This is a genomic window from Rhodococcus sp. EPR-157 (assembly GCF_001647195.1).
Lineage (GTDB): Bacteria > Actinomycetota > Actinomycetes > Mycobacteriales > Mycobacteriaceae > Rhodococcoides.
This window is the reverse complement of the sequence record NZ_LVCV01000192.1, coordinates 1-15,312: the sequence shown is the minus strand read 5'-3', so window position 1 is coordinate 15,312 and position 15,312 is coordinate 1. Positions and strand designations below refer to the sequence as shown.

The 15,312-nt window shown below is 62.0% G+C and carries 21 protein-coding genes; 13 read left to right on the top strand and 8 right to left on the bottom strand.

The annotated features are described in order from the left end of the window. Positions 1–152: 152 nt before the first annotated feature. From A2J03_RS09035 to A2J03_RS09025, 3 genes are read left to right on the top strand one after another with little or no spacing between them, the layout of a single operon-like run. A complete protein-coding gene (locus A2J03_RS09035) occupies positions 153–815 on the top strand; it encodes an HAD family hydrolase (protein WP_068372416.1) in 663 nt (220 codons plus the stop codon). Continuing rightward, on the top strand, positions 812–1,582 hold the full coding sequence (locus tag A2J03_RS09030) for a 2-phosphosulfolactate phosphatase (RefSeq protein ID WP_068372413.1): 771 nt from the start codon (positions 812–814) through the stop codon (positions 1,580–1,582). The genes A2J03_RS09035 and A2J03_RS09030 overlap by 4 nt, the downstream gene beginning before the upstream one ends. 60 nt (positions 1,583–1,642) lie before the next feature. Next, complete coding sequence (locus A2J03_RS09025) at positions 1,643–2,080, top strand: hypothetical protein (RefSeq protein WP_068372410.1); 438 nt, start codon at positions 1,643–1,645, stop codon at positions 2,078–2,080. Here the strand turns inward: A2J03_RS09025 and A2J03_RS09020 are convergent. Both A2J03_RS09020 and A2J03_RS09015 read right to left on the bottom strand, forming a co-directional pair. Continuing rightward, positions 2,064–3,092 (bottom strand): hypothetical protein, encoded by a 1,029-nt coding sequence (locus tag A2J03_RS09020; RefSeq protein ID WP_068372407.1) that lies wholly within the window; start codon positions 3,090–3,092, stop codon positions 2,064–2,066. The two genes, A2J03_RS09025 and A2J03_RS09020, sit on opposite strands and share 17 nt — an antisense overlap. A gap of 14 nt (positions 3,093–3,106) precedes the next feature. Next, entirely contained in the window at positions 3,107–3,436 is a 330-nt protein-coding gene (locus A2J03_RS09015; RefSeq protein WP_156520280.1) for a hypothetical protein, read from the bottom strand. Positions 3,437–3,639: 203 nt separating this feature from the next. Here A2J03_RS09015 and A2J03_RS09010 point away from each other — a divergent pair, with 203 nt between their 5' ends. Beyond that, positions 3,640–3,852 (top strand): hypothetical protein, encoded by a 213-nt coding sequence (locus A2J03_RS09010; protein WP_068372399.1) that lies wholly within the window; start codon positions 3,640–3,642, stop codon positions 3,850–3,852. Positions 3,853–3,867: 15 nt separating this feature from the next. Here A2J03_RS09010 and A2J03_RS09005 read toward each other — a convergent pair whose 3' ends face one another. Further along, positions 3,868–4,998, bottom strand: a complete 1,131-nt coding sequence (locus A2J03_RS09005) for a citrate/2-methylcitrate synthase (RefSeq protein ID WP_068372396.1) — start codon at positions 4,996–4,998, stop codon at positions 3,868–3,870. A gap of 76 nt (positions 4,999–5,074) precedes the next feature. Here A2J03_RS09005 and A2J03_RS09000 point away from each other — a divergent pair, with 76 nt between their 5' ends. Beyond that, entirely contained in the window at positions 5,075–6,274 is a 1,200-nt protein-coding gene (locus tag A2J03_RS09000) for a citrate synthase (RefSeq protein ID WP_068372393.1), read from the top strand. Between the two features lie 49 nt (positions 6,275–6,323). Next, positions 6,324–6,773, top strand: a complete 450-nt coding sequence (locus A2J03_RS08995; RefSeq protein WP_068372389.1) for a hypothetical protein — start codon at positions 6,324–6,326, stop codon at positions 6,771–6,773. Between the two features lie 41 nt (positions 6,774–6,814). Here the strand turns inward: A2J03_RS08995 and A2J03_RS08990 are convergent, their stop codons facing one another. Continuing rightward, a complete protein-coding gene (locus A2J03_RS08990; protein ID WP_068372386.1) occupies positions 6,815–7,171 on the bottom strand; it encodes a hypothetical protein in 357 nt (118 codons plus the stop codon). 186 nt (positions 7,172–7,357) lie between these two features. On the opposite strand from A2J03_RS08990, the gene A2J03_RS08985 reads away from it, so the two are divergent. Next, the gene (locus A2J03_RS08985; protein ID WP_068372383.1) at positions 7,358–7,591 is read left to right on the top strand and encodes a PLD nuclease N-terminal domain-containing protein; all 234 of its coding nucleotides are present in this window, start codon (positions 7,358–7,360) and stop codon (positions 7,589–7,591) included. Further along, positions 7,588–7,827, top strand: a complete 240-nt coding sequence (locus A2J03_RS08980) for a hypothetical protein (protein WP_068372380.1) — start codon at positions 7,588–7,590, stop codon at positions 7,825–7,827. The genes A2J03_RS08985 and A2J03_RS08980 overlap by 4 nt, the downstream gene beginning before the upstream one ends. Before the next feature lie 31 nt (positions 7,828–7,858). Here A2J03_RS08980 and A2J03_RS08975 read toward each other — a convergent pair whose 3' ends face one another. After that, positions 7,859–8,503 (bottom strand): FadR/GntR family transcriptional regulator, encoded by a 645-nt coding sequence (locus tag A2J03_RS08975; RefSeq protein WP_068372377.1) that lies wholly within the window; start codon positions 8,501–8,503, stop codon positions 7,859–7,861. A gap of 228 nt (positions 8,504–8,731) precedes the next feature. Between A2J03_RS08975 and A2J03_RS08970 the strand changes: the two genes are divergently transcribed. Beyond that, a complete protein-coding gene (locus A2J03_RS08970; protein ID WP_197480683.1) occupies positions 8,732–10,450 on the top strand; it encodes a 2-isopropylmalate synthase in 1,719 nt (572 codons plus the stop codon). A gap of 242 nt (positions 10,451–10,692) precedes the next feature. On the opposite strand, the gene A2J03_RS08965 is transcribed toward A2J03_RS08970, so the two are convergent. Continuing rightward, a complete protein-coding gene (locus A2J03_RS08965; protein ID WP_068372371.1) occupies positions 10,693–11,052 on the bottom strand; it encodes a hypothetical protein in 360 nt (119 codons plus the stop codon). Between the two features lie 106 nt (positions 11,053–11,158). On the opposite strand from A2J03_RS08965, the gene A2J03_RS08960 reads away from it, so the two are divergent. The 3 genes from A2J03_RS08960 to A2J03_RS08950 all read left to right on the top strand — a co-directional run bounded on the left by A2J03_RS08960 (position 11,159) and on the right by A2J03_RS08950 (position 13,191). Continuing rightward, entirely contained in the window at positions 11,159–11,635 is a 477-nt protein-coding gene (locus tag A2J03_RS08960) for a DIP1984 family protein (protein ID WP_068372367.1), read from the top strand. Positions 11,636–12,186: 551 nt separating this feature from the next. Further along, the gene (locus A2J03_RS08955; protein ID WP_068372364.1) at positions 12,187–12,756 is read left to right on the top strand and encodes a cysteine hydrolase family protein; all 570 of its coding nucleotides are present in this window, start codon (positions 12,187–12,189) and stop codon (positions 12,754–12,756) included. A gap of 6 nt (positions 12,757–12,762) precedes the next feature. Next, positions 12,763–13,191 carry a GNAT family N-acetyltransferase gene (locus A2J03_RS08950; protein ID WP_068372361.1) on the top strand — a complete coding sequence of 143 codons (429 nt, stop codon included), beginning with the start codon at positions 12,763–12,765 and terminating at the stop codon, positions 13,189–13,191. Here A2J03_RS08950 and A2J03_RS08945 read toward each other — a convergent pair. Both A2J03_RS08945 and A2J03_RS08940 read right to left on the bottom strand, forming a co-directional pair. After that, positions 13,185–13,622 carry an SgcJ/EcaC family oxidoreductase gene (locus A2J03_RS08945; protein WP_068372358.1) on the bottom strand — a complete coding sequence of 146 codons (438 nt, stop codon included), beginning with the start codon at positions 13,620–13,622 and terminating at the stop codon, positions 13,185–13,187. The two genes, A2J03_RS08950 and A2J03_RS08945, sit on opposite strands and share 7 nt — an antisense overlap. Before the next feature lie 294 nt (positions 13,623–13,916). Beyond that, positions 13,917–14,282, bottom strand: a complete 366-nt coding sequence (locus A2J03_RS08940) for a hypothetical protein (RefSeq protein ID WP_156520279.1) — start codon at positions 14,280–14,282, stop codon at positions 13,917–13,919. A gap of 27 nt (positions 14,283–14,309) precedes the next feature. Here A2J03_RS08940 and A2J03_RS08935 point away from each other — a divergent pair, with 27 nt between their 5' ends. Then, positions 14,310–15,275, top strand: coding sequence for an endonuclease/exonuclease/phosphatase family protein (locus A2J03_RS08935; protein ID WP_068372352.1), 966 nt, complete (start codon positions 14,310–14,312; stop codon positions 15,273–15,275). Positions 15,276–15,312: the final 37 nt, after the last annotated feature.

Below are 15,312 nucleotides of genomic sequence, written 5' to 3'. Positions count from 1 at the left end.
TCTCGCCACGAAATGCGTTGCGGGACTCCTGTCATGGCCGATCGGTAATTCCCAACGACACCACCGCGACCGAATTGTCCAGCTGACTTGCGGACGCCCCGTGTTCTATCGTCCTAGCGTATGCCAGCCACGAACATCGGTAGTCTCGATAGATGACTTCGGACCTGGTGATGGTTGACCTCGATGGCACACTCCTCGACCGTGATGCCGCGTTTCGTCGATCGGTCCAACGATTCGTTCACGTGCACCGTCTCGGTGAACCAGCTGCCCAATGGATCATGAATCTCGACGACGATGGCTACACCCCACGGGCACAGATCGCCGACGCACTGACCGCCGAATTTCCGATGCTGCGTCCGACGGACTGCTGGGCACTGCTGGACGAAGGGGGAAGCGAGGACATCGAGATTTCCGAAAGTGTTGTTGCTGCGTTGAATTGCATCCGTGCAGCCGGTCGACACGTCGTGATCGTCAGCAATGGCCCCACCGCCATGCAGGAGCGCAAGATTCATCGCACGGGTTTGAATGCCATCGTGGACGGTTGGGTGATATCCCAAAGCGAGGGAATCTCGAAGCCGAATCCAGAGATATTTCGTCGCTCTGCGGCGAAGGTCGGCGCCGAGGTGCCGGGCGCGTGGATGATCGGCGACAACGCTGAGTCAGACATTCGAGCTGCGCAACTAATCGGATGCCGAACGTCCTGGATCAGCCGTGGTCGAGAATGGCCGCACACGGACTTCCAGCCGACGCGCGTCGACGACGATGTCTCCGATGCACTCCTCGCCACGGAACGTCGAAGTAGGGCCATTCAGTGAATTCAGCTCACCGCCAGGCGGAATACAGCATTCGATTCGAATGGGGCCTGTCCGGCGCACAAGCAGTCGCGCCGGGTTGCGAGTTGGCCGTCGTAGTCGACATCCTCTCCTTCACCACCACATTGAGCGTTGCCTTGGATGCAGGAATCACCGTGTTGCCCTTTCGAGTCCGCGGCGACAAGGCCGCCGCCTACGCAGCCGAGGCCGACGCGACGCTGGCCTTCGGGCGATCTGTTGCCCGGGGCGACCAGATCAGCTTGTCGTCGTCCACGATCCGGGATCGCACCGAGCACCCGGCGCGGCTCGTCCTGCCCTCGCCCAACGGTTCGACGATCAGCTACGAACTCGCCGGGTCCGCTACAACAGTGGTCGGAGCGAGCGTGAGAAATGCACGCGCCGTCGCCTCGTGGATATGCACTACATACCCACAGGGCACGAAAGTTGCCGTCATCGCCGCAGGCGAGCAATGGCCGGACGGTTCACTCCGACCCGCCATTGAAGACTTGTGGGGAGCCGGAGCCGTCCTCAGCGCGATGACGAGATCCGCTTGGCTACCTATGTTTTCGCCGGAGGCCGAGGCAGCCAGCGCCGCGTGGAACAGCGTCGAGCTCGACTTCGCGGCACGACTGGAGCACTGCGCGAGCGGACGCGAACTGATCGACGACGGATACCCCCGGGACGTAGCGATCGCAGCGGAACTGAACACCAGTGCCGTCGTTCCCGTTCTACAGGGACGTCGGTTCGTCCCCGCCACCAAGAACGACTAGCGTTCGGCCGCGAATGAGGTGTACTGCCAATCGGAGACGAAGGGCTGGCAAGATCAGGGCATGACATGGATCCGATTCGCATGGCTCACGCTGACTGTCGCAGCCGTCGGGCTCGCGGTCGCCGTCGCCGGATGGCCGATGTATCAGATCACGAATTGCGAGGTCGGTGCGCTCACACCTGCCGTACCGACTGCGCAAGCGTGCAACGAGCTGATGCGTGACTATTTCGGTACACCACTGTTTTTCGTTCTGGTCGTTCCCGTCGTCGTATGCACGGCTCCGGCACTCTATCCACTTCCACGAATCAGTTGGATGGCCGTTGGGGCGTTGGTTCTCGCCGTTGTCGTGGGTTTGGTATCGGTGAGCTCGGAGTCTCCGTCGCCTCTGGCCGCTCTGTGCGCCACCATCCCGTTGGCGGCAGTCGCGATCGTGCTAGCAATCGTCCACCACATCGTCGCGTCTCATAGCAGCCGTATGCAGCTTAGGACTCCTCGATGACACCGCGCATCAGCACCTCGTGAACGTCTGCAGGAATCTCTCGATAGCCTCCGAACCCGGCAGACCGCTGGCACCCGTCGAGCTCGAACGACACCACCGCACCACCTGAACCATCAGGCCGAAGTAGTTGAGCCGACGCATGCCGCGTTGCCTGCAGACCGCACGCCTGCGCGATCGGCGCGTTCACTGACTTGCGGACTACCGACGCGCTCTCGACTTCGCCGAGGACGAGCGAAGACCCCGGCGCCGATTCCACCGAGGGGGCTCGAGCCACAACCAGGTACCGGCATACGTCGGTGTAACCGACGTCGTCGACAGGCATACCCAGGGCGGGCGGAAGCATCTGCCCACCTGCGCGCTCGCGTTCCGTTGCCGCCTCGACGTCGTCGGATGTGGTGCTCTCGAAACCCCAGAAACCAGTGGAGCCCGTGCAGACCGATGAGAAATCCGTGTCGTACCCAGTCGGATGGACCGTCCGCCCTACCTCCTCCAGTGCCTGCAACGCGGCAAGGGGACCTTCTTGCTGTCCGCACGGACTGGCAGGCCATATCGGACGGAAGGCACGACCGGCGTCGTCGACGAGCCATAGCCCGACTGGAGGACGGATCTCGTACACGCAGGACGCGGAGACGCCGTCTGCGAATCGTTGCGAGTCTACGGAGAACGCTCTCAGGACGGCGTCGACATCTCCTCCCAGCTGCACCGAATCGACAGTCTCGACACCGTTCTGGTCGAGTCCCCGCTGACAGCTCACTACCTCCACCGCTTCGAACTCCGAGGGCGGGTAGCCCGGTTCGGGCGCAGTTTCGGTGATCGCCGGGTCCCACGGCCCCAGGCCCGTCAGCGCGGTGTAGATGTCCTCTGCCAGGCAGTCAGCTGACTCTGCCGTGGTGGCCGCATCCGGTCGGTACGACACCGTGTCCCCGCCGAACCACGGCAGACGGTCGCTGCACGACGTCGACGCCAGTCCACACAACGCCACCACCGTGGCGACGAGGTAGGTACGGCGCATACCTCAGGCTACGTTCACCAGTTCGGTAGGACCATCGCCAGGAAGCCGAGGCCGACGACCACACCCACGACGCCGCTTCCGATGGCCAGCCACGTGTCACCGCTCAGTGGATGTTCACCCGTCAGGTGCTCGCTTCGAACTGCCCACACCGCTGCGGCGATCGCGAGAAGCCCAAGGACGATCCCGACCCCTGGCGCCCAGAAGCAGACCACCGACAGCGCTCCGAGCATCGTCGCCAAGTCCGTGTTTTCGGCCCGTGTGTATGCCCGCCGTTGCCACCATCGCCGAGACTCTGTGCTACCGCCCGTGACCCGAGCGTCCGGTCGATTCGTTGTCACCGTCACCCACTGATCCTTCCTCTTCAGGCGCTGCCCGCAATTGCTCTCGCGCAGCACCATTGGCCGCCCTTGTGGGACGACGCCGTCTCAAAAAATTGTGTACAACCATCTTGGCACTCTCCGGACGAGGGTGCTAATTTCGTTATCGCACAGTGATGAGGAGCAGCCCGCCAGCGGGGCGGGCGCATCTTGAACAGGAGGTGGTTGCTGTGCTTCGTTTCGATTCGACCGCTTCGCCCCAGAGCGAGACCGTGGTGTGGCCCGACGCTCCCGATCGCGAGCAGTGGTGGCGACGCACCCTCGGCATCGACAGCGGAGTTCACGAGTGCGATACGGCAGACTTCATCGAGCAACAGCAGGAAGTGCCGCTCGACGACGATCTGTACCCGGCCACTCCACACGCCTCTCCAGCGGCTGCTTAGCCGATACGGGGTCTGTTACCGGGCCGGAAGTGGTTGCGGCGCAGTTGGTCCGTCGTAGCGTGCGATCGGCCGGATGATCTTGCTGTCGTGGGATTGTTCGACGATATTGGCGCACCATCCGACCATGCGACTGCACGCGAAGGTCGGCGTGAACATCGATCGAGGGATCCCACACAGTTCCATCAGGACACCGGCGTAGTACTCGACATTGGCGTACAGCTTCCGATCCGGTTTCAGATCCGCCAACGCAGCAGCGATGACCTTTTCGACCTGGACGGCCTTGTCGATCAGCTCGCCGCCCAGTTCCTGCGCGGTGTCGCGCAGCATCACCGACCGAGGATCCTCAGTGCGGTACACCGGGTGCCCGAAACCCATGATCCGCTCTCCTGCAGTGATTTTCGCGCGTGCCCACGAATCGGCGGACTCGAGGTCGGCGATCTGGTCCAAACCTTCGAGCGCCCTGTCCGGCGCTCCGCCATGCAGTGGACCAGCGAAGGCGCCGATCGCTGCGCACACCGCCGATGTCACATCCGACCCTGTCGACGCGACCACCCGCGCCGTGAACGTCGACGCATTGAACCCGTGATCGATGGTCGCTGTCAGGTAGCGATCGATGGCACGAGAGCGTTCCTCGTCGGGTGCGTCGCCGGTGATCATGAACAGCCAGTTCTGAGCCGTCGTCAGATCCTCGCGCGGTTCGATCGGTTCCAGGCCGGCCCGAATCCGGTACACAGCCGCCAAGATGGTCGGAGTGATCGCGCACAGTCGCAGTGTGATCGAGCGCTTGTCCGACTCCGATGATTCGTAGAGGGGTAGCGAATCGACCAATCCGGACAACACCGTCCGCAACGCGAAGAGCGGTTGCTTTGGCCCTGTTCGCGCAACCGTCGCGACGGCCGCTCGTACGTCGTCCGGCAGTGTCCGCAGTGGTGCGATCGTCCTCATGAACTCGGTGCGCTCGGACCGACTCGGGAGATGACCCTCGACCATGAGGAACCACGCATCCTCGAAGGTCAGGGTCCGTGCGATGTCGATCGCCGAGTACTGGCGATAGTGGTAGAAACCTTCGTCACCTCGTACGTCGCCAATCGACGTAGTGGTGACGACGACGTTGTGCAGCCCTCGTGGGGCATCGAGAACGCTCATGACAGGACTCCTTTGTGCTGGTCAACCCCTACGATCCGCGCTAACATTGATTTTTGTCAATGTTGATTGGATCAATATGAATGATGGCCGAGACTTACTCACGACGGCACAGGCCGCGGCGCGGTTGGGCGTCAAGCCGGAGACGGTCTACGCCTACGTCAGCCGGGGCCTGCTGACCAGCACCCGCCTGCCCGGCGTGCGAGGAAGCATGTTCGACGTCGACGAGGTGGAATCACTCGCCGGACGCGACACCGCGCGTCGAACCGATATCGGCGCAGTGGAACGCATTCGGACTCGAACCACATTGCTCGATCACGACACGCTCTACTACCGAGGACGCGACGCCGTCGAACTCAGCTCACGCACGTTCGAGTCCGTCGCCCATTTCGTGTGGACGGGCGACGTCGAGGACGATGTTCAGTTCATCGCGGATCCCGTTGTCGTGCAGCGATGTCGAGAGGCCATCGCGCTGATGGCACCGGGCAGCCGGTCGATCGACCGAATACGCATTGCCGTCGACATCGCCGCGACCTATCGTCCGATGCGATTCGACATCGGCGCGAAGTCGGTGATCGACGAGGCCGGACACCTTTTGGCGACGCTAGGAGCCTCACTTGGTTCATCATCGACGGAACAGTCAGTGGCAAAACTTATTTGGGATGCCCTGCGATCCGAAACGTCCGATCCCCCGGGGCTCGTGATACTCCAGGCCGCGCTGAATTTGCTGGCCGATCATGGACTCGCCGCGTCGACCCTCGCCGTTCGAGTCGCCGCCAGCACGCGTGCACATATCTATTCTGTCCTCTCGGCAGGACTCGGATGCATCGACGGGCCTCTGCACGGTTCCGCCGCCGAGCCTGCGTACCGGTTCCTGAAGGCGGCACGCGAGGATCCAATTTCTGCTCTTGCACAACAGCTTCGGTCCGGAACGCGAGTCCCTGGGTTCGGGCATGTCATCTACACGGATCGCGACCCGCGTGCCGAGGAATTGCTTCGGCTGCTTCGGGACCCTGCTCTCGGCGCAGACCCTGATGTGATTGCGGCGTCGGACGTCGTGATCGAGGAGATGCGCGACCGCTTCGATACCTTTCCGAATTCGGATTTCGCCCTCGCCGCGCTCACCTGCGCGTACGGACTGCGTCCCGACGCGCCCGAGGCCCTGTTCGCGATCGCCCGTATCGTGGGATGGACCGCACACGCACTGGAAGAGTACGACGAGGAGCCCCTGCGCTTCCGAGTGCCGGGCATCTACACGGGTATTCGTCCGGTGAGTTGATCGAGCCTACCTTGACCTCGAGTGAAGTTGAGGTCCTACTGTCGCTTTCATGTCGACGCAACGAGCAATGCAACCGCCCGAAGATCAACCCCTCGGCTTCTGGACTGTACGCGCCGGGGAGGCCATTGGTGCGCGCGCTCGTGGCGCACTACGCGACATCGGTCTCTCGCAGCCCGAATGGTGGCTCCTGCAGCAAGTCTCCCTCGATCCGGACGGCGTCGACCGCGACGCAACGATCGAGAAGATCGGCCACAACTCCACTCCGGAGGCAATTGTGGAGGCAATCGATTCTGCGGTTGCGAATGGGTGGGTGCAGCAGACTGATTCGCGGCTGAAGTCGACCAGCCTGGGCACCGATCTGTTCGAACGAGCAGCCGCACTGCAGCAGGAACTACAAACAGAACGGATGCAGGGAAACAGCATTGAGGACTTCGCGACAACCATTCGAGTGCTGCAGCGGACGATCGACAATGTCGGCGGCGAAGCATGGCATTGGTAGTGAGGTCCGAGAACGAGACGCCCCCACGCTGACGACGGCGGTCACAACCACGGAACGCGCCGCTCCCACCAGGGGAATGTCGCAGGAGCCGAGACTTCCACGGTCGCATCGCGATAGCGCTCGTCGAGCTCGGTCACTGCGACTCTGAGCCGATGAGCATGCCGACCGTCGCGTCGCATGAGTCGTTCCAGCCGGTCTCGAGGACCGTCGCCGTAGAAGTGGCCGTCACACATGGGGCAGCCGGTGAACCCGACCAGTATGGGCACCCCATTGTCGAACGGGGAGGTCGATCCGAGGCGGACTCGCCGCTCGACCGATTCGACGCGCTGACGCCACTGCGCGAGGTAGTGAAGTGCCCAACCATCTTTCCGCGTTGGACGCGGTCGATTGGGGTTCACCGGGCAGAAAGGGTCGTCGCCCTCTCATTGAGAAGTGTCATAGTGTTCGCCATGTCGGAGGCGGGCCGGTGAGTGGATCGGCAATTCGGGTTGACTGTACCTCGAATTCGCACTTATGCACGCAAAGCCGCGTCATCGTCTGCATAAGTACGAACTCGAGCGGCAATCGAGAGCTACGGTGAGGCCATGGTTTCTGCATCCGCAGGCGGCACGATCGCCTTCGTACTCTTCGTCGCAGCCCTGGTGTCGATCACCCGCGATTCCGTTCTGGGATCTATCGCCAAGGTGGCGTGGGCGTTCGTTGCATTCGTTTTGCCCATCGTCGGGCCGATCCTCTGGTTCGTAGTGGGGAAGCACTACCCGTACGGAGTCGACGGCGGCAACAGGGCGCAGCTCCGCGCCACCGAGGAACACGGATGAACAGGTCGATCAGCCCGGACCAGCCCGGTGTGTATCTGGTAACCGAGGACTCGCCAGAACCCCTCGACCTCGAGGCGTCCGGGCCGCCACATGAAACGCGAACGGAAGACGAAGCCAAGCGCGTCGCACACATGCTCCTGCGCAGGCGACCTAGAAGCACCCTCACCGTGATCTTCGAGCCCGTGGACGGTGAGCCGTACGTGGTCAGCATCCTCGACCAGGACGGTTGGCGCTAGTCGCCACACTACTGTGAATCCGGAGAGTGGATCACGCAAGCCGATTCTTAAGCGAGAGTAGATGGGATCGGCTCAGTTCCTCGGCCTTCGATTCGTCGTGGTTCGCGATGGCGTCGGCCAGCTGAACGTGGGCGTCGTGATCGCTGTCGCTCCCGAATTCCTGATGTATGCGCAACATTTCGATCATCGATTGCCGCACACGCGGAGTGAAGCTGTCGAACAGTTCGTCGAGGATGGGGTTCTGCGCGGCCGCGACGATGCAGCGATGAAAGGCGATGTCGGCGTCGACGTGTTCTTCGATTCCCGACCGTCGTACCTGCCGTTCGGCCAGTGCACGCCGGATCCGTTTCAAGTCCGTAGCCGATCGACGCTGAGCTGCCAGGCCTGCCGCCGCCGTTTCGATTGCGTTGCGCGCTTCGATCACCGCGATGATGTCAGCGCGCTGCAGCACAGCGTCCCAGTCGTCACGAACATCCAGGGCCGCGACGAACACTCCTGCGCCTTGGCGAGACGTGAGCACACCACGCCCAGCCAGTTGACGGATTGCCTCGCGGACAGTCGATCGCCCGACACCCAGCTGAGGCGCAAGCGTCGTTTCACCTGGGAGCTTCTCCCCGAGATTCCACTCTCCCGACGTGATGCGACCGAGCAACAACTCTGCCGCCTGGTCTGCCATCGTGACTCGTTGTATGCCCACAACCAACACCTTACTTATCTACTTGTCTGAGGAGTTCTGCTACCGTCTACTCATACCCACCATCGGGCTACATCATCTCAGTCGACACGGCGAGGCCCAGCAGAGCAAGGACAAGTCATGACCCCTGCATCGACGATCCGCGTGTCTTCACCCGCCGGCCCAGTGCCCGAGTACGCGCCGATCTGGAATCGGCAGCGCCATTCCCAGATGCCCTCGCACCGCTACTCCGACGTCTACTCCCGCGTCGAGGTTCCGCTCACCGAGCGCGTGTGGCCGACCTGTCGCCTCACCCACGCCCCACTCTGGGTGCCGGTCGACCTGCGGGACGGCAACCAGGCCCTCGCCGAGCCGATGGACCCACCACGCAAGCGAGGGTTCTTCGAGCTGATGGTTCGAATGGGCTACAAGGAGATCGAGGTCGGATATCCCTCTGCCTCACAGACCGACTACGACTTCGTCCGCCTCATCGCCGACACTGACATCGCACCCGACGACGTGACGATCGTGGTGTTCACCCCTGCCCGTCGCGATCTGATCGAACGAACCGTCGCGTCGATACGCGGCATCACCAACCCCGTCGTCATCCACATGTACACCGCCACCGCTCCGACCTGGCGCGATGTCGTCCTGGGACATGACCGAGCCGACCTGCAGGACCTCATCGTCGCAGGCGGACGAGACGTAGTGAAGTATGCGGGCGACTTGCCCAATGTCCGGTTCGAGTTCTCACCCGAAGTCTTCAATCTCACCGAGCCCGACTACGTATTGACGATCTGCGATGCCATGACCGACCTGTGGGACGCTAGCCCAGACCGTCCGGTGATCCTCAACTTGCCGGCAACGGTCGAGATCGCCACGCCGAATGTGTATGCCGATCAAATCGAGTACATGCACCGCAACCTGTCTCGCCGCGACAGCGTGATTCTGTCCGTGCATCCGCACAACGACCGTGGCACCGGGATCGCGTGCGCCGAACTTGCCGTCCTGGCAGGCGCTCAGCGAGTCGAAGGCTGCATCTTCGGAAATGGTGAACGGACGGGAAACGTCGACATCGCGACCCTTGCGCTCAACCTGCACGCACAGGGCATCGACCCGATGATCGACTTCTCCGACATCGACGCGATCCGACGAACTGTTGAGTACTGCAACCGAATCGAGATTCATCCGCGTCATCCGTATGCCGGAGACCTCGTTCACACCGCGTTCAGTGGCACTCATCAGGACGCGATCAAGAAGGGCTTTGCCGAGCACCGCGCCCGCGCCGTCACAGAAGGCCGATCCGAACAGCAGCTGGAATGGCGAGTGCCGTACCTGCCGATCGATCCGGCTGACATCGGTCGAAGCTACGACGCCGTCATCCGGGTCAATTCCCAGTCGGGCAAGGGCGGCATCGCATACCTGCTCGAGTCCGAGTACGGCATCGAACTGCCACGGCGCTTTCAAATCGACTTCGCCAGGCACGTTCAGAAGTACACCGACGGAACGGGCGCCGAAGTGGCCGCAGGCGACCTGTGGGAGATTTTCCGACGAACCTATCTGTCCCACAACGACAACGCGCGCGCCATCTCACTCGCGGGCTACGACACATCCGAGACGGCCGGACGGATTCGCACGGACCTGACACTGAAGGTCGACGACGATGAAGTGGTCAGCGCGCATGTCGGTGTCGGTCCCGTGGAAGCGCTGACAGACGCACTCGCCGCGCACGGCATCCACGTCGACGTTCTCAGCCTCCATCAAACGAGCGTCGATACCGGCAACGACAGCGACGCACTGACTTTGCTGGAATACCGCGTCGGGGATGTCGTTCGATGGGCCGCGGGACAGGAACGCTCCGTCCTCGCCGCAAGCATGGCCGCGGTCGTCAATGCTGCCAATACCGTGCGAAGCGCGACCGGCAGGGAAACCGCCGATGTCCTTCGATGATCTGAGACGCTGCGCGGAGTAGACCGCATCGACTCTGACGCTAATGTCGACGGATGACATGTTCCCAGGCCACCCGTTGGTCGTGCATGGCAGCTCTGCTCGCGTTCTGCGTGATCGGATGCGGAGTTCCGTCCGAGCCATCCCCCCAGGAAGTCGAGATCGAAACCACGGAGCAGTGTTCGAGGGCGCCCAGAAGCAGCGGGCTTCCTCCGGACCTGTGCGTGACCATGCCAATTCTCTAGTTACTTGCCAGGCTGTGAGCTCACGAACTTGTGCGCCTCTTCTACGAGGCCGAACCACAGGTCGGCTGTCGAACGCGGGCTCGACAACAGAGCGATTTCCGCCCATTCACGCATGGTGCGCTTGCCCATCGTGACCTGTTCTGCGGTTCCTTGACTGGCTAGCTGCACGATCCGGGCATGCGGAAGTTTGACGATGAGGGCGCCGTCGAATCCGACGAACGCGAACACCTTCCCACGGCATCGGAGAGCGGGGCTGCGGAACATCGTCCCCAGGTCTGCGTCCAGATTGTGGGCGTGACAGTGCTCGAGCAGATCGTCGATCGATGGATGAGGCTCCATCAATACAGTCTTCCACTGCATTGGAAACTATGGTAGTTATTGAGTATGTACACATTCGACACGTCGAAAGGCGCATGAGCGCCCGCATATCTCCCACTTTCGGTGCCGAGACACCGGGGTGTAGATCATGAAGCTAGCCGAAGCCCTCGCTGAACGAGGGGAACTGATCCGGCGCACCGAACACCTGAAGGTTCGGATTCTTGCGAACGCCCGCCATCAAGACGGCGAATCACCTGCAGAGAACGCTTCCGTGTTGCTGTCGGAGTTCGGCACGGTGCTCGACAGGCTGGAAGTGCTGATTCGCAGTATCAATCGCACCAACAGTGCCGCAATGGTGCGCGACGGAACCATCACCGACGCACTTGCATCTCGTGACGTGCTGCGCATGCGGCACAAAGCCATATCCGCGGCTGCGGACGCGGCATCAGGGCGAGAACACGAGCACCGTTACGGCCCACGTCAGCTGCGGTCGGAACTCGTCTACATAGCAGCATTGCCGGTAGCGGAATTACGTTCTGCTGCTGATGATCTCGCCAGACGAATACGGCACGTCGACCTCGAGATTCAACGCGTCAACTGGGAGTACGACCTGATCGACGAGTGAAGTAACTGCCGGGCAGTAGGTAGTCTTCTTCGAAGCGAGCACGTGCCGCGGGTCGGCGGACTTCCGGCCCTTCTCCTGCGTGGTGAGCAGCGTCCGAGCAATCACTCGGATAACAGTGCAGCTCAGCACACTTCACGGAGGACAGTGCATCGCGCACATCACATCACCGTGTGCTGGTCGAAGAAGACGAGGGTGGGCAAGGGGCCGCCCGGCAGCAGAATTGTCCGAACATCCGTCTCGTCGGCACCCATCACGGTGACCGAACGACTCATTCGGTCACCACGCGAGCTCGACGCGCACCTTCCAGCCCACGCACAAGTTGCAACACGCGCGCTCGCTGCAACCTGCGCGGGAAGGCGCTCCGGGCCCCAGTGACCGAACGACTCATTCGGTCACCACCCGAGCTGAACGCGCACCTTCCAGGCCACGCACAAGTTGCAACCCGCGCACTCGCTGCAACCTGCGCAGCAACCAGGCCGCTCCGGGCCCCCAGTGACCGAACGACTCATTCGGTCACCACCCGACCGGAAATCCCCCGCTATCCTCGACGCATGGACGCTCCCACGATCGACCTTCGTCGCCCCGCGCTCGTAGTTGTCGACGTACAAGTCGGATTCGACGACGCCGAGTTCTGGGGCCCGCGCGACAACCCAGCGTGCGAGAGCAATATCGAAGCGCTCGTGAACTTTTGGCGAACGAACTCGTGGCCCATCGTCTTCGTCCAGCACGACTCCGACAACCCACTCTCTCCGCTGTCACCGTCGAGCGCAGGGCACGCATTCAGGGATGCGATCGGGGGTACACCGGATCTGTTGGTTCGCAAACGGGTCAACTCCAGCTTCTATGGCACACCGGATCTCGACACATGGTTGCGCGCCGAGGGCATCGACCAAATGGTGATCTGCGGAATCACTACGAACCACTGTTGCGAAACCACCGCACGAATGGCCGGAAATCTCGGCTACGACACATACTTCGCCATCGACGCCACGCACACCTTCGATCGCCTCGCCCCCGACGGAACGACCGTGCCCGCGGCAACCCTGTCTGCCATCACCGCGACGAACCTACATGGGGAGTTCGCGACGGTGGTCAGCACAGCCGCACTTCTTACAGAGTGAACTGCTATGCAGGACGAACGGTTCGACACCACAATCGAATATCGCATTCGATTTCCTGTCGATGACACCGAACTCTCACAGCTTCACCACGATGCGTTCGGCGGACACTATGAACTCGCCTCCTGGCGTTCCCAGCTGGAGCGGCACAGCAAATCGTGGGTTGGAGCGTTCAGCGACGGACAGCTCTGCGGGTCCGTACACGCGGTATGGGATGGAGGCCGGCACGCTTTTCTACTCGACACGGCAGTCGACCCACGACTACAACGAAAAGGCGTAGGTAGCACGCTCGTGTCCACCATTGTCTCGGATCTACGTTCAGCTGGGATCGAATGGTTGCACGTCGACTACGAGCCTCACCTGACGCAGTTCTACACCGTCGCATGCGGTTTCTCGCCGACAACTGCGGGGTTGTTGCGGTTGTCGGAACCTCAGTAGCTGTGCAGATTCACGGGCACGGACGTGTTCTGACCACAGACAATGAGCCATTGCCGATTCTTTCGCTGCCACAGATAGCTCGGCCGGCCTTCCAGTCTGGGGACCAGCCGTTGCCCGTCTGCGGACAGGTACTCCTGGTTCACCCCCGTCAACGCGATATCGGGGGTAACGAACTGGATGTGTTCGACGTCGTACCGCACGGTTCCATCAGCGAATGCCCCCGGCAACACTTTTCGAGTGAACCCAGCGATCGTGTCACGGCCGATCAGACGAACGCCGCCAGCGCTGACCCAGACCGCCTCGTCGTCGAACAGCGCCAGGAAACCCTCGACGTCTTCACTGCGTTGGGCACGTTCCAGCTCTGCAACATGTGCAATAAGTTCCTCGACGTCTGCGGCCGATGAATTCGGTGGTGCAATCGATAGTGTCATGTGAACTATTTCAGTTCCTCGAGTGCACTTGATGTCAAGAGCCTCAGATTACGCTCCACTCATACCGCGAGTTCGCGACCCGATCAACCGTGCCAACAGAACAACAATCGAAAACACCGCGCAGAGCAACGACGAATACACGACCGCACTCAGGCCCCACCCAGGCCCGATGGAACTGCCGCCCCAGCGGCCACCACGACTGCGCATCCTCCACCTGGCCTGTCGAACGCTCCAATTCCGTTGCGCGATAGCCGAACTGTTTCGGATGGGCCACATCGCAAGTCACAATCGGGATCAGACCAGATTCATCGCTGCGGCCAGCATGTCCTGATACGAACCACCCTGCGCCCGTTGCTTTCCAGGCGGAATCAGCAAATACACCGCCGCGCCCGCCAGTACAACCAGTGGCGAGCCGACGCAGTGCCACGACCATCGCTGCTGTTCCAAGACCCGCAACGTCCTGAACCACCACGAAGCACCAGCCACCACCATCAGACCCATGAGTAGCAGTCCCGTCAGCAACTCGTCCGGCGCGGTCATACCCGACAGAGCGGCAGGAACGTCGTACCGCATTGCCAGCAAGCCGAGTACGGACGTCGCCGTCATCGCCAGCGTTCCGAGCCCGGGCGGACGGGGTAACCCACTTTCGGCGCGACCCATGCAGCCACAGTACTGATACCTTTCGGTATGAGTTTCACCAGGGACAACATCCCAGCCCGACGCGTGGCGCAGTTCCTCGGCCTCGTAGGGATCGCGGTCGGAATTGTCGCCGTGTCCGCTATGTTCACCACCGCACCGATCAATCCGTTGATCGCGATTGCCTCGTTCGTTCCTCTGTTTCTGGTGGTCACCGGCCTGGGGTTGCTGGTGTCCCTGGTCTTTCGACGCTGGTTTCTGCTGACGGTGTCGGTTGTCGTCGTCGGCGTCGCGACGGTGGTTGTCGCACCCCTGTACGTGGCCAACAGCGATACCGTCGACGGCCCGTCGCTACGCGTCATGCAAGCCAACCTGATGTTCGGCGCTGCGGATCCCGCCAGCTTGGTCGAGACCGTGCGCGAACGCGACGTCGATGTCCTCACGGTCCAGGAACTCACCGAAACGCTTGCGACAAAGCTCGAAGACCGCGGACTCGAACAGCTGTTGCAGTATCAATACTTGATTCCCGACGAGAGTGGGGGCGGCGGTGCCGGAATCTACAGCCGCTACCCGCTGACCGACACCAGAGAGCTCGACGGCTACGGACCGACCAATCTGGTTGCCACCGTTGATTTCACGACACCATTCACCCTCGTCGCGGTGCATCCGGGCCCGGCCGTCGTCACCCCACCTGACATCTGGACCACAGAGCTCGACAACCTACGCCAACAGCTGGCCGCGTTCGCTGCCACCGACAGCCCCGTCGTCGTGAGTGGAGACTTCAACACCACCTACCTTCACAAACAATTCCGCGATCTACTCGACGCCGGGTATACCGATGCCGCCGACCAGCTGGGCTCCGGAATCGTGCCGACATACCCGGCGGACAAGCAGTTCCCCGCCATCGTCGGAATCGACCACGTGCTCACCAAGGACGCCCGTGCGCAGTCGTTGGAGCGCGTGACGATCGACGGTTCCGACCACCACGGGCTGATCGTCGACGTCGCTATCGGATAGAACGTCGATACCGACGTCGGCCAGCGCCTCGAGTGCG

Excerpts from the sequence above, each read along its gene's own strand:
- A2J03_RS08935 (WP_068372352.1), top strand. The coding sequence starts at position 14,310 with ATGAGTTTCACCAGGGACAACATCCCAGCCCGACGCGTGGCGCAGTTC.
- A2J03_RS08955 (WP_068372364.1), top strand. The coding sequence starts at position 12,187 with ATGGACGCTCCCACGATCGACCTTCGTCGCCCCGCGCTCGTAGTTGTC.
- A2J03_RS08975 (WP_068372377.1), bottom strand. The coding sequence starts at position 8,503 with ATGGCAGACCAGGCGGCAGAGTTGTTGCTCGGTCGCATCACGTCGGGA.
- A2J03_RS08995 (WP_068372389.1), top strand. The coding sequence starts at position 6,324 with ATGTCGACGCAACGAGCAATGCAACCGCCCGAAGATCAACCCCTCGGC.
- A2J03_RS08950 (WP_068372361.1), top strand. The coding sequence starts at position 12,763 with ATGCAGGACGAACGGTTCGACACCACAATCGAATATCGCATTCGATTT.
- A2J03_RS08985 (WP_068372383.1), top strand. The coding sequence starts at position 7,358 with ATGGTTTCTGCATCCGCAGGCGGCACGATCGCCTTCGTACTCTTCGTC.
- A2J03_RS08980 (WP_068372380.1), top strand. The coding sequence starts at position 7,588 with ATGAACAGGTCGATCAGCCCGGACCAGCCCGGTGTGTATCTGGTAACC.
- A2J03_RS09025 (WP_068372410.1), top strand. The coding sequence starts at position 1,643 with ATGACATGGATCCGATTCGCATGGCTCACGCTGACTGTCGCAGCCGTC.
- A2J03_RS08960 (WP_068372367.1), top strand. The coding sequence starts at position 11,159 with ATGAAGCTAGCCGAAGCCCTCGCTGAACGAGGGGAACTGATCCGGCGC.
- A2J03_RS08970 (WP_197480683.1), top strand. The coding sequence starts at position 8,732 with ATGCCCTCGCACCGCTACTCCGACGTCTACTCCCGCGTCGAGGTTCCG.
- A2J03_RS09035 (WP_068372416.1), top strand. The coding sequence starts at position 153 with ATGACTTCGGACCTGGTGATGGTTGACCTCGATGGCACACTCCTCGAC.
- A2J03_RS09020 (WP_068372407.1), bottom strand. The coding sequence starts at position 3,092 with ATGCGCCGTACCTACCTCGTCGCCACGGTGGTGGCGTTGTGTGGACTG.
- A2J03_RS09005 (WP_068372396.1), bottom strand. The coding sequence starts at position 4,998 with ATGAGCGTTCTCGATGCCCCACGAGGGCTGCACAACGTCGTCGTCACC.
- A2J03_RS08945 (WP_068372358.1), bottom strand. The coding sequence starts at position 13,622 with ATGACACTATCGATTGCACCACCGAATTCATCGGCCGCAGACGTCGAG.
- A2J03_RS08940 (WP_156520279.1), bottom strand. The coding sequence starts at position 14,282 with ATGGGTCGCGCCGAAAGTGGGTTACCCCGTCCGCCCGGGCTCGGAACG.
- A2J03_RS08965 (WP_068372371.1), bottom strand. The coding sequence starts at position 11,052 with ATGCAGTGGAAGACTGTATTGATGGAGCCTCATCCATCGATCGACGAT.
- A2J03_RS09000 (WP_068372393.1), top strand. The coding sequence starts at position 5,075 with ATGAATGATGGCCGAGACTTACTCACGACGGCACAGGCCGCGGCGCGG.